This window comes from Micromonospora reichwaldensis (assembly GCF_031845925.1).
GTDB classification, from domain to species: domain Bacteria; phylum Actinomycetota; class Actinomycetes; order Mycobacteriales; family Micromonosporaceae; genus Micromonospora; species Micromonospora reichwaldensis.
In genome coordinates, this window is the sequence record NZ_JAVRFL010000012.1 from 174,008 (window position 1) to 186,226 (window position 12,219).

Here is a 12,219-nt window from a genome sequence, read left to right on the forward strand (position 1 = left end):
CCCGATGGAGAAGACTGTGCACACGTTCCCCCTGCACCCCGAATGCCCCGACCTGCGGCGGCTGGCCGACGACCCGGCCGAGGCGCTGCTGCGGGCGGAGGCCGACATCGTCGCCGCCGAGAACGCCGCCGAGGCCGACCGCTACCGGCGGCTGGAGGACCTCGAGGAGGCCCAGCAGGACGGTCGGGGCGTGACCCGGCGGACGTTCGTGGCCGGCGCCGCCGCCACCGCCACGGCCCTCGCGACCGCCCAGTTCGTCACCACCTCCGCCTCGTTCGCCGCCACCAAGACCGGCACCCTGATCCACGTCTTCCTCTACGGCGGGCTGGACGGGCTGAGCCTGGTCGCCCCGGCGGACGACCCGGTGCTCGCCAAGGCCCGCCCCGACCTGCTGCTCGGCGAAGACTCCTTGGCCGTCGGCCGCGGCTTCAAGCTGACCAGCGCGTTCAAGCCGCTGGAGAAGTGGCTGAAGAGCGGCAACCTGGGCTTCGTCCCGGCGGTCTCCGACGAGCGGCTGTCCCGCAGCCACTTCCAGGCCGCGGACGCCTGCAACCTCGGCGGGCTGCCCGGCGAGACCGGCGGCCGGGGCTGGCTGGACAGCCTGGTCGACGCGCTCGGCACGGGCACCGCGTTCCGCAGCGTCGGCATCGGCAGCACGCTGCCCCGCTCGCTGGTCGGCAACAACGGCGCGCTCTCCCTCAACAACGTCGGCTCGCTGCGGCTCAACGGCGACGACCGGTACCGGGCCGCGACCGAGAAGGCGATCAAGGGGCTCTTCACCGGGATCAACCACCCGGTGCAGGAGGCCGTGCAGGACGGCCTGGGCGCGCTGGCCACGGCGCAGCGCCTCGCCGCGAAGCCGTACCAGGCGGCCGAGGGCGTCGAGTACAGGGGCGTCGGCAACGCGTTCCAGCAGCTCGCCCAGCTCATCAAGGGCGGGGCGAACGTCCGGGTCGCCACCGTCGGGATGGGCGGCTACGACACCCACGAGAACCAGGGCACCCGCGACGGCGGTCAGCTGCACCGGCGGCTCAACGAGCTGGCCAGCGCCATGGCGGCGTTCTTCACCGACCTGGGGGAGAAGTCGGCCGACGTGACCATCATGGTCTCCAGCGAGTTCGGCCGGCGGGTCGCCTCCAACGGCGGCGGCACCGACCACGGCCACGGCGGGGTGGTCACCGTGCTCTCCGGGCGCAAGCTCGCCGGCTCGCTGCTGGGCACCTGGAACGGGCTGGCCGACCTGGACTCCGGCGACGTGCCCGAGTACAACAACATGTTCAACGTCTACGGGGCCGTCGCGCAGGGCCGCTTCGGGCTCACCAACGCGGAGGTGGACAAGATCTTCCCCCGGCAGAAGTACCGCCCGATGAAGCTGTACGCGTGACGTACCCGCGCACCCACGCCGCCGCGACGCGGACCCGGCGGCCGGCGGCTGTTGGCCGCGCTGCTCGTCGTCGGCCTGCTCGCCAGCGTGCTGCCCTGGTGGCTGGACACCCCGCCCGGATCGCTGCGGACGACGGCGGCCACCGTGACCGCCGCCGGCCGGATCACCGGGCTGGTCGCCGGCTACCTGCTGCTCGTGCAGGTGCTGATGATGAGCCGCCTGCCGATCCTGGAGCGCTGGGCCGGCGGCGAGCGGATCGCCCGCTGGCACCGCGACATCGGGGCCACCCTGCTGGTCGCCGTGCTCGCGCACGCGTCGCTGATCCTGGTCGGCTACGCCGACCTGGAGGACAACCCGGTGCTCACCGAGGCCGGCGTGCTGCTGCGCGACTACGAGGACATGGTCTCCGCGTTCGCCGCCGCCGGCATCCTGGTGCTGGTCGGCCTCACCAGCGTCCGGGCGATCCGGACCGCGCTGCCCTACGAGCTGTGGCACGCCCTGCACCTGTCGAGCTACGCGGTGCTGCTGCTCGGCTTCGCCCACCAGTTCAGCAACGGCGCGCAGCTGTTCCGGCCCGGCCCGGTGCGCACCTTCTGGATCGCGATGTACGTGCTGGTGCTCGCCGCCCTGCTCTGGGGCCGGGTCGTCGCGCCGCTGGCGGTCAACCTGCGGCACCGGCTGCGGGTCGCCGACGTGGTCGCGGAGAGCCCGGACACGATCTCGATCTACCTGACCGGCGACCGGCTGGAGCGCCTGGAGATGCTCGGCGGGCAGTTCTTCCGCTGGCGGTTCCTCGCCCGGGGCTGCTGGTGGCAGGCGCACCCGTTCTCGGTCTCGGCCGCCGCCAACGGCCGCTGGCTGCGGCTGACCGTGAAGGTGGTCGGCAGGCACACCGCGGACCTGCGCGACCTCGAAGCGGGCACCCGCGTCTGGGCGGAGGGCCCGTCGGGCACCTTCACGGCCGCCCACCGCACCCGCGAGCGGGCCCTGCTGATCGCCGGTGGCAGCGGGATCACCCCCATCCGGGCGATGCTCGAGGAGCTGCCGCCCGGCGCCGCGCTGATCTACCGCGCCCGCACCCCGGGCGACGTGCTGCTGCACCGCGAGCTGGACTGGCTCGCCGAGGCCCGGGACACCGCCATCTGGTACGTCGTCGGCTCCCGCGACGATCCCGGCCCCCGCCAGGTGATGAGCCCGGACGGGCTGCGCCGGCTGGTGCCCGACCTCGCCCGGCGCGACGTCTACCTCTGCGGGCCGCCCGGCCTGGTCGAGCAGTCGCTGCGGGTGCTCCGCGAGGCCGGCGTGCCCCGCCGGCAGATCCACCTGGCCACGTTCGAGCTGTAGGAAGGCTTCCATGCGTCGCGCCCTGCTCGCGATCACCGGCCTGGCGGCCGGCACCACCGCCATGGTGGTGCTGAAGGGCTCGCCGGGCACCAGCCCCGTCGCCCAGGACCTGCCGGCGGCGCCCCCACCGGTGGCCCCCGCGCCAGCCGGTCCGACCCCGGGCGGCGGGGAGGTCTCCGCCCCGCCGTCGCCGGCCCGCACCAGCGCGTCCCCCCGGCCCGGTCGCACCGCCACCCGGGCGCCGGCGAGCCGGCCCAGCGCCACCAGCCGGGCGCCGTCCGCGCCGCGCACCACCACGAAGCCGCCGCCCGCGCCGACGACCCGCACCGTCACGGGGCCGGTGGTGGAGAACGAGTACGGCAACGTGCAGGTGCAGATCACCCTCTCCGGGACGCGGATCGTCGACGTGGTGGCCCTGGAGCTGCCCGAGGAGACCGCACAGTCCGACCAGCGCAGCGAGCAGGTCGACGGCCGCTACAGCGGCGGCTCCGGGCTGGTGGTGCAGCGGCAGAGCGCCGACGTGGACACCGTCTCCGGGGCGACCGCCACCAGCACCTCGTACAAGCAGTCGTTGCAGGCCGCGATCGACCGGGCGAGGTGACGTGCCGGTGCCGGCGGCGGGGCGGCGCGAGCCGGGCGCGTCTCCGCCGGCGACCAGGCCGGGGCTGCGCCGGGTCGAGCAGGTCATGGGCACCGCGATCAGCCTCGACCTCGCCGACGACCTGCCCGCCGCCGAGATGGCCGGGCTGGCGGAGGACGTGTTCGCCTGGCTGCGCGAGGTGGACGCCCGGTTCAGCACGTACCGGGCCGACAGCGAGGTGTGCCGCGTCGACCGGGGCGAGCTGCCGCTCTCCGGGGCCGGCGCCGACCTGCGGGACGTGCTGGCGCGCTGCGCCGACCTGTGGCAGGCCACCGACGGCTTCTTCGACGCGTACGCCACCGGGCGGCTCGACCCGTCCGGCTACGTCAAGGGCTGGTCGGTGCAGGTCGCCTCGGACCGGCTGCTCGCCGCCGGGGCGGCGAACCACTGCCTGAACGCCGGCGGCGACGTGCGGGTACGCGGCCGCTCGTCGACCGGGCGACCGTGGCGGATCGGCGTCCGCCACCCGTGGGACGCGATGTCCACCTGCCTCGTGCTCACCGGCACCGACCTGGCCGTGGCCACGTCCGGCGTCTACGAGCGCGGCCACCACGTGCTCGACCCCCGCCGGGGCGTGCCGGCCCGGGGGCTGCGCTCGGTCACCGTGGTCGGGCCGGACCTGGGGCTGGCCGACGCGTACGCCACCGCGGCCGTCGCGATGGGCCCGGCCGGCATCGGCTGGCTGGACGGCCTGCCCGGGCACCAGCACGCGGTCGTCACCGACGACGCCCGCCTCCTGCACTCCACCGCCCTGCCCCTGGCCGGTTGAGGGTCAGCGGAAGGGACGGGTGGTGGCGGGGCGGGAGCCGAGGGGGCGGGGGCGGCCCGGGCGGGAGCCGACGGGACGGGTGACCGGCCAGCGGCGGCGCGGCCGGTGCCGGGGCGGCGGCTCCGCGCCGTCCGGCTGGCGCGCGGTGTCGTCGGTGGACATGTAACCCCCCGCTCCCGGCGCGGGTGCGCCGTCGCCGTGCTCAACGAGCGCCGGCCCTCCGGCGTCGCTGCCGTGCCGCCGTCACATGCCCCGGCGCGGCAGCGGCAGGTGCCCGGGGAGCAGGTCGGAGGTGACCCTGACGCCGGTGGCCCGCAGGGCCTCGATCAGCGCGTTCTGCACCAGGTAGGAGTCGGGCAGTTGCCAGCGGGCCTGTTCGGGCGCGACCGCCCACCGGACGGTGCCCTCCGGCAGCCGGGTCGGTGGGGCCGGGATCCAGGAGCCGGGGCCGTGCCGGACCACGTGGAAGCAGTGGTCCAGCTCGGGGCGGAGCGGGTCGCCGGGGCGGACCAGGAACATCCAGCGGCCGGTCGGGGTCACCAGCACCGGCCCGCGTACGCCGACGCCGGCCGGGTGCGTCCGGACCGCGTCCAGCACGTGCCGGCCGAGGTGCGTGGGGACCTCCAGCACGTCGAACGCCCGCCCGGTGGGCAGCAGCACCCCGTGCGGCCGGGTGCGCCACCACGTCGCGACCCGGGCCGGGTCGGCGCTCGCCGCGTGCTCCCAGTTCTCCAGGGCGGGGTGGCAGCCGACCGTCGGGCAGCCGGCCCGCCCGCAGACGAAGCGGCTGCGGGCGAGGCAGGCGCCGGGGGTGACGTCCCAGCCGTGCAGGGCGTACCGCACGGCCACCCGGCGCAGCCGCACCCGTTCCAACGGGGACAGTTGAACGACGCGCGGCGCGACATTCCCCCACATGTGCCATCTCCCCTCGTCGGACCCGGCCGGTGCCCAGGTCGCATGTCGAGCACCGTCACTGCCGTAACCCGCGATCGTTGAGCTGACGAACGGCTCGTGCAACTTGCACGAAAACTACGAGAACTGGCTGTACGGCTGACGCACACGCTGTGCGACCAGCGAAAACCTGAGACGTACGGATCGATCGCCGCACCCGGCAGGACCGGCCGGCACGCCCGCTCGAGCAGGCGCAGGGGAAGGAACGGGTGGATGGACGAGTTGCCCATCGGGCGGCGGGTGGCCTACTGGCGGGGGCGGCGCAAGATGTCGCAGCAGGTCTTCGCCGACCGGCTGGGCAAGTCGAAGAGCTGGGTGGACAAGGTCGAGCGCGGGGTGCGCCGGCTGGACAAGTTCTCCGTCCTCTACGAGATCGCCGACATCCTCCAGGTCGACGTGCAGCTGCTGCTCGGCAAGGACCCGGAGCGGCGTACGGACGCGCTGAACTGCATCGACCAGGTGGAGGTGCAGGAGATCCGGGCGGCCCTGGAGCGGTACGACTCGATGAGCGCGTACTTCGACGCCGCGCCGTGCCCGCCGCCCCTGGCCGACATGCGCAAGGCCGTCAACCACGCCTGGCTCACCTACCAGTACGGCCGCTACGGGATGCTCACCCGGGCGCTGCCGAAGCTGCTGCGCGACGCCCAGGCCGCCGACGCCGGCCACGGCGGCGACCAGGCGGTCGAGGCGGCCCACCTGCTCGGGCAGGTCTACCAGATCGCCTCGTCGGTGCTGCGCAAGCTGGGCGAGTGCGACCTGGCCTGGCTGGCCGCCGACCGCTCGATGGCGGTGGCCCAGCGCGCCGACGACCCGCTGCTGGCCGGCATCGCCACCACCCGGGTCTGCAACGCGCTGGTGGCGATGGGCCGGCCCCGGCCCGCCCTCGAACTCAACGTCACCATCGCCAACCGGCTCGCCCCCGGCTGCGGCAACGCCGCCGACCCGGCCCTGCTCTCGGTCTACGGGATGCTGCTGCTCCAGGGGGCGATGGCCGCCGCCCGGATCGGCGACTCCGCCACGGTGGGCGACCTGATCAACGGGGCCCAGGAGGCCGCCGTCCTGCTGGGCGGCGACCACAACCACTACTGGACCTCGTTCGGGCCGACCAACGTGGAGCTGCACCGGGCGGCGGCGGCGGTCGAACTCGGCGACGGGGGCCGGGCGGTCGAGGTGCACCAGCAGCGCATCCAGGAGCCGGCCTTCGGTGCCCTGCTGCCGGAACGCCGGGCCCACCACCTGCTCGACATCGCCCGGGGCTTCGCCCAGATCGGCGACGTGGCCAACGCCGGCGAGATGCTGCTGCGCGGCGACCGCCTCGCCCCGTCGGAGATCCGCTGCCGGCCGATCGCCCACGAGGTGATGTCGGACGTCCTGCGTCGCACACGTGGTGCGCCGCCTTCTCCGATTGCGGAGTTGGCTGAGCACATGGGAGTTGGGGTATGAGCGCGGAGCCGGCCTGATGACCGGCCCGCGCCCGAGCAGCGAGCGCCGCGAGGTGCTCTACGTCATCGCCTGCGGTTCGCCGCTGGCGCGCCACGTCGGCCGGCTCGTCGAGCTGGCCCACCAGGACGGTTGGGACGTCTGCGTGGTCACCACGCCGGACGGCGCCAAGTTCGTCGACCGGGCCGCGCTGGCCCGGCAGACCGGCCATCCGGTCCGCACCCACTACAAGAATCCGGGCGACATCGACGTGCTGCCGCAGGCCGACGCGATGATCGTCTGCCCGGCGACGGTCAACACCGTCAACAAGTGGGCGGCCGGGATCACCGACACACTGGCCCTCGGGTTGCTGGTGGAGGCGCAGGGCCTGGGCGTGCCGGTGGTGGCGGTGCCGTACACGAACGCGGCGATGGCGGCCCACCCGGCCTTCCGGGCGGGCATCGCCCGGCTCGAGGAGTGGGGGGTCACGGTGCTCTTCGGCGATGACGTCTTCCCGTTGCACCCGCCGGGCACCGGCGAGCGGCACGTGCACGCCTTCCCGTGGGCCCTGGGCCTGGCCGCCGTACGCGACCGGCTCTGCCCAGTCGCCTGACGTGTAAGGAAGGGCCCCTTGCAATCGCTACGCGATTGCAAGGGGCCCTTCCTTACACCCGGGACACGCCGGCGCATCGGTGGGCGAGGGCCCCGGCCACGGCCCGCGCCGGTAAGCTGGCCCGCCGTGAGCACCAACGCAGTCCCGCCGACCGTCGCCGACGTGGTCGCCGAGCTGGAGCGGCGCTATCCGCCGGCCTGGGCCGAGGACTGGGACCGGGTCGGGCTGGTGCTCGGCGAGCCGTGCGCCCCGGTGCGCCGGGTCCTCTGCGTCGTCGACGTGGTGCCGGAGACGGTCGCCGAGGCGCTCGACGCCGGCGTCGACATGATCGTCGCCCACCATCCGCTGCTGCTGCGCGGCGTCTCCTCGGTGGCGCCCACGACCTTCAAGGGCCGGATCGTCCACCGGTTGATCAAGTCCGACGTGGCGTTGTACGTCGCGCACACCAACGCCGACGTGGCCGACCCGGGGGTCTCCGACGCCCTCGCCGCCCGGTTCGGGCTGACCGGGCTGCGCCCGCTGCACCGGCCCGCACCCAACTCGCCCGCGCACGGCGACGGCCGGGGGATCGGCCGGATCGGCGAGCTGCCGGAGCCGATGACGCTGGCGGAGCTGACCCGGCACGCCGCCGCCGTACTGCCCGCCACCGCCTGGGGAGTTCGCGCCGCGGGGGATCCCGGGCGTATGGTTCGTACCCTCGCGGTCAGCGGCGGCGCGGGGGACGGCTTCCTCGCCGACGCGACCGCGGCCGGGGTGGACGCGTTCCTCACCGCCGACCTGCGCCACCACCCGGCCGGCGAGCACCTGGCCGCCGACGGCCCGGCCCTGCTCGACGCCGCCCACTGGGCGACGGAACGACCGTGGCTGGACGACCTGGCCGTCCTCCTGCGGGAGGCGACGGGTGTCGAGACGCTGGTGTCCGACCTGGCCACCGACCCGTGGACCGTACACGCCGCCCCACCCGCGGTGGACGACAAGGAGCCCCGACCGTGAAGGCTGACCCCCAGGTCCAGCGCCGCCTGCTCGACCTCCAGGCGATCGACACCTCCCTCGCCCAGCTCGCCCACCGGCGCCGTTCGCTGCCCGAGCGGGCCGAGCTGGACGCGCTGGCCCGGGAGCTGTCCGCGCTGGAGGACGAGCGGGTCCGCGCCCAGGTCGCGGTCGACGACCTGGACCGGGACATCGCCCGCATGGAGAAGGACGTCGACCAGGTGCGGGCCCGCAAGTCCAAGAACGAGGCCCGGCTCGCCGCCGGCAGCGGCCCGGCCCGGGAGCTGGAGGCCCTCCAGCACGAGCTGGTCTCGCTCAACCGCCGCCAGGGCGACCTGGAGGACGCCGAGCTGGAGCTGATGGAGCAGCGGGAGACGGCCCAGGGCGTGCTGGACGGCGTCGAGAAGCGGCTGGCCGAGGTGCGGGAGAAGCGCGACGACGCCGAGCGGCGCCGCGACGAGAGCCTGGCCGAGATCGCCAAGGAGGAGGAGTTCAAGCGCGGCGCCCGCCAGCCACTGGCGGGCGACCTCCCGGCCGACCTGGTGCAGCTCTACGACAAGATCCGCGAGGACACCGGGCTCGGCGCGGCGCTGCTGACCGCCGGCCGGTGCGGCGGCTGCCGTCTGACGCTCTCCGGCGCCGACGTGGCCCGGATCCGCAAGACCGACCCGGACGAGGTCGTCCGCTGCGAGGACTGCCGGCGGATCATGGTCCGTACCAACGAGTCCGGCCTGTAGTCCCGTGGCGCCGCGCGTGGTCGTCGTCGAGGCCGACGGCGGATCCCGGGGCAACCCCGGCCCGGCCGGCTACGGCGCGGTGGTCCGCGACGCGGACACCGGTGAGGTGCTGGCCGAGCGGGGCGAGTCGATCGGCGTCGCCACCAACAACGTCGCCGAGTACCGGGGGCTGATCGCCGGGCTGGAGGCCGCCGCCGAGCTGGGCGCCGCCGAGGTCGAGGCCAGGATGGACTCGAAGCTGGTGGTCGAGCAGATGTGCGGCCGCTGGCAGATCAAGCACCCCGGGCTGCGTCCGCTCGCCGCGCAGGCCGCCGGGCTGGTCAACCGCTTCGCCGCCGTGCGGTTCCACTGGATTCCCCGGGAACGCAACCGGCACGCCGACGCCCTCGCCAACGCCGCCATGGACGCCGCCGCCGGCAAGGCGCCGGCCCGGGCCGCCGTCGCGCCGCCGCGCGTCGTGGAGCCGCCGCGCGAGGTCGCCGCTCCCGACTCGCCGGCCCGCGCGAGGGCCCGCGAGGTGGCCGCCCGCGCCGCGTCGGCGACGAGCACCGGCACCGACCCGGGCACCGCGCCCGCCTCCTGGGAGCCGCGGCCGAGCTTCACCGCCACCCGGCTCGTCCTCGTCCGGCACGGCGAGACGGCCTTCACCGAACAGCGCCGCTACTCGGGCCGCGGTGACGTGCCGCTGTCCGAGCGCGGCCGGGCCCAGGTCCGGGCCACGGCCGCCCGGGTGGCCGCGCTGGCCCCGACCGTCGCGGCCGTGGTCAGCTCGCCCCTGTCCCGGTGTACGGCGACCGCCGAGGCGATCGCCGGTGCGCTCGGCGGCGTGCCGGTGCGCCGCGAGGACGACCTGATCGAGTGTGACTTCGGGGCCTGGGAGGGGCGCACCTTCGCCGAGGTCCGCCAGGAGTGGCCGGGCGAGATGGACGCCTGGCTGGCCTCGACCCGGGTGGCCCCGCCGGGCGGCGAGTCGTTCGTCGACGTCGCCGAGCGCTGCCGTCGCGTGGTCGACGGGCTGTGTCGGGCGTACCCGGGAGAGACCGTGGTGGTGGTCTCGCACGTCTCGCCGATCAAGCTGGTGCTGCGCGACGCCCTCGCGGCCGGCGACGGCTTCCTGCACCGGCTCTTCCTGGACGCGGCCGGCATCTCGGTGCTCGACACGTGGCCCGACGGCGGCGTCGCCGTCCGTACGGTCAACGACACCGCGCACCTCGCCGGGATCTGAGCCGGGCGGGCCGCCGTCCGGCCGCCCCGGGTCGCCGTTCGGCGCACGCCGTCCGCCGTTCGGCGCAGCAACCTCCTCCCGTAGAACGTGACCCGGGTCACAGGGTCGTAGCCTCCGGCCGTCATCAGTGTCGATCTACGACTCGCGGAGGTTTGTCGCAATGGCCGCACCCGAACCGGAGGCGCCGACGGCGGCGCGCTCCAGGGCGAAGGACCACAGCCCCTGGAACTGGTTGCTCTTCATCCCCATCGTGGTGCCCCTGATCCCGGTCTTCTTCAACGCCGACTCGCCCCGGTTCCTCGGCTTCCCGCGCTTCTACTGGCTCCAGCTCGTCTACATCCTGCTCGGCGTGGCCACCACCACGCTGGTGTACCAGATGACCAAGAAGCGGGCCGGCACGCCGTCGGACGGCCCGGGCGACACGGCGGCGGGTGATCGCTGATGTGGCGCGACCACCTCACCGAGATCATCGTCTTCTCGGTGCTCTTCCTGCTGGTCAGCGGGATGGGATTCGTGGCGGCCCGGTGGCGGGCCCCGAAGGACATGGCCCACCTCGACGAGTGGGGGCTGGGCGGGCGCAACTTCGGCGGCTGGATCACCTGGTTCCTGGTGGGCGGTGACCTGTACACCGCGTACACCTTCGTGGCGGTGCCGGCGCTGATGTTCGGTGCCGGCGCGGCCGGCTTCTTCGCCGTCCCCTACACCATCGTCATCTACCCGCTGGTGTTCCTGGTGCTGTGCCGGCTCTGGTCGGTCTCGCACCGGCACGGGTTCGTCACCCCCGCGGACTTCGTCCGCAAGCGGTTCGACTCGCCGGTGCTGGCGCTGCTGATCGCGATCACCGGCATCGTGGCGACGATGCCGTACATCGCGCTGCAACTGGTCGGCATCGAGGCGGTGCTCAAGACCATGGGGGTGACCGGCGAGAGCACGCTGGCCCGGCACCTGCCGATCATCGTCGCCTTCGCGATCCTGGCCGCGTACACCTACCAGTCGGGGCTGCGCGCGCCGGCGCTCATCGCGTTCGTCAAGGACACGCTGATCTACATCGTGATCCTGGTGGCGGTGCTCTACCTGCCGTACAAGCTGGGCGGCTGGGGCGAGATCTTCGACGCCGCCGACGCGAAGTTCGACGCGTCGCCGAACCCCAACGACGGGGTGCTGCTCAACGCCAACAACCAGCTCCAGTACGTCACGCTGGCGTTCGGCTCTGCGCTGGCGCTGTTCCTCTACCCGCACAGCATCACCGGCGTGCTGGCCAGCCGGAACCGCGACGTGATCAAGCGGAACATGTCGGCGCTGCCCGCGTACAGCCTGCTGCTCGGCCTGATCGCGCTGCTCGGCTTCATGGCCATCGCGGCCGGGGTCAAGCCGCTGCCCGGGTCGAAGGAGGGCACCGTCGACAGCAACACGGTGGTGCCGGTCCTGTTCGACCAGCAGTTCCCCGACTGGTTCGCCGGCGTCGCCTACGCGGCCATCGGCATCGGCGCGCTGGTGCCGGCGGCGATCATGTCGATCGCGGCGGCGAACCTGTTCACCCGCAACATCTACAAGGAATACCTGAAGCGGGACGCCAGCCCCGCGCAGGAGGCGAACGTCTCCAAGATCACCTCGCTGGTGGTGAAGGTCGGCGCGGTGGCCTGCATCGTCTTCCTCGACCCGCAGTTCTCCATCGACCTCCAGCTCATCGGCGGCGTGATCATCCTCCAGACGCTGCCGGCGGTGGCCCTCGGCCTCTACACCCGCTGGTTCCACCGGGGGGCGCTGATCGGCGGCTGGATCGCGGGCATGGGGCTCGGCATGTGGATGCTCTACCAGATCCCGAACGCCGCGACCGGCCGCAAGCACTTCGGCGGCTCGGCGTTCCCGCTGGCCGACTTCGGCTTCGACACCCCGAAGACGATCTACGTCGGGATCGTGGCGGTGCTGGTCAACCTCGCGGTCGCGGCGCTGCTCACGGTGGTGCTGCGGGCGGCGAAGGTGCGCGACGGCGGCGACGGCACCACGTCGGACGACTACTTCGCCGACGAGGGCGACCCGCGCGTCGTGCCCGGCCCGCACCGGGACGCCGACGCCGCCCCGGAACCGGTCGCCTGAGCATCTCCCGGGGCCGCGTCGCCCCCTGCCCCCTGCGGCCGGGGGCGACG

At 74.1% G+C, this 12,219-nt stretch carries 13 protein-coding genes; 11 read left to right on the plus strand and 2 right to left on the minus strand.

Going from position 1 to position 12,219, the window contains the following annotated elements; all coding sequences use genetic code 11:
• The first annotated feature begins 16 nt into the window (after nt 1–16).
• From RM555_RS12855 to RM555_RS12870, 4 genes are all read left to right on the plus strand, one after another.
• The gene (locus RM555_RS12855) at nt 17–1,384 is read left to right on the plus strand and encodes a DUF1501 domain-containing protein (RefSeq protein ID WP_311411949.1); all 1,368 of its coding nucleotides are present in this window, start codon (nt 17–19) and stop codon (nt 1,382–1,384) included.
• A gap of 51 nt (nt 1,385–1,435) precedes the next feature.
• Nucleotides 1,436–2,728, plus strand: a complete 1,293-nt coding sequence (locus RM555_RS12860) for a ferredoxin reductase family protein (protein WP_311411950.1) — start codon at nt 1,436–1,438, stop codon at nt 2,726–2,728.
• Between the two features lie 10 nt (nt 2,729–2,738).
• Entirely contained in the window at nt 2,739–3,329 is a 591-nt protein-coding gene (locus RM555_RS12865; protein WP_311411951.1) for an FMN-binding protein, read from the plus strand.
• An 85-nt stretch (nt 3,330–3,414) separates the two neighbouring features.
• Entirely contained in the window at nt 3,415–4,137 is a 723-nt protein-coding gene (locus RM555_RS12870) for an FAD:protein FMN transferase (protein ID WP_311411964.1), read from the plus strand.
• A 3-nt stretch (nt 4,138–4,140) separates the two neighbouring features.
• Here RM555_RS12870 and RM555_RS12875 read toward each other — a convergent pair whose 3' ends face one another.
• A complete protein-coding gene (locus tag RM555_RS12875; protein WP_158619084.1) occupies nt 4,141–4,299 on the minus strand; it encodes a hypothetical protein in 159 nt (52 codons plus the stop codon).
• Nucleotides 4,300–4,380: 81 nt separating this feature from the next.
• Nucleotides 4,381–5,052, minus strand: coding sequence for a bifunctional DNA primase/polymerase (locus tag RM555_RS12880; protein WP_132237270.1), 672 nt, complete (start codon nt 5,050–5,052; stop codon nt 4,381–4,383).
• A 249-nt stretch (nt 5,053–5,301) separates the two neighbouring features.
• On the opposite strand from RM555_RS12880, the gene RM555_RS12885 reads away from it, so the two are divergent.
• From RM555_RS12885 to mctP, 7 genes are all read left to right on the plus strand, one after another.
• Nucleotides 5,302–6,531 carry a helix-turn-helix domain-containing protein gene (locus tag RM555_RS12885; RefSeq protein WP_311411952.1) on the plus strand — a complete coding sequence of 410 codons (1,230 nt, stop codon included), beginning with the start codon at nt 5,302–5,304 and terminating at the stop codon, nt 6,529–6,531.
• A gap of 16 nt (nt 6,532–6,547) precedes the next feature.
• A complete protein-coding gene (locus RM555_RS12890) occupies nt 6,548–7,120 on the plus strand; it encodes a flavoprotein (RefSeq protein ID WP_311411953.1) in 573 nt (190 codons plus the stop codon).
• Between the two features lie 162 nt (nt 7,121–7,282).
• Nucleotides 7,283–8,113, plus strand: a complete 831-nt coding sequence (locus RM555_RS12895) for a Nif3-like dinuclear metal center hexameric protein (RefSeq protein WP_311411965.1) — start codon at nt 7,283–7,285, stop codon at nt 8,111–8,113.
• The gene (locus tag RM555_RS12900; protein WP_311411954.1) at nt 8,110–8,847 is read left to right on the plus strand and encodes a zinc ribbon domain-containing protein; all 738 of its coding nucleotides are present in this window, start codon (nt 8,110–8,112) and stop codon (nt 8,845–8,847) included. Before RM555_RS12895 ends, RM555_RS12900 begins: the two co-directional genes overlap by 4 nt.
• Nucleotides 8,848–8,851: 4 nt before the next feature.
• Nucleotides 8,852–10,072 (plus strand): bifunctional RNase H/acid phosphatase, encoded by a 1,221-nt coding sequence (locus RM555_RS12905; RefSeq protein WP_311411955.1) that lies wholly within the window; start codon nt 8,852–8,854, stop codon nt 10,070–10,072.
• A gap of 160 nt (nt 10,073–10,232) precedes the next feature.
• Nucleotides 10,233–10,514, plus strand: coding sequence for a DUF3311 domain-containing protein (locus tag RM555_RS12910; protein ID WP_311411956.1), 282 nt, complete (start codon nt 10,233–10,235; stop codon nt 10,512–10,514).
• Nucleotides 10,514–12,169 (plus strand): monocarboxylate uptake permease MctP, encoded by a 1,656-nt coding sequence (gene mctP / locus RM555_RS12915; protein ID WP_132237284.1) that lies wholly within the window; start codon nt 10,514–10,516, stop codon nt 12,167–12,169. The genes RM555_RS12910 and mctP overlap by 1 nt, the downstream gene beginning before the upstream one ends.
• Nucleotides 12,170–12,219 lie beyond the last annotated feature (50 nt).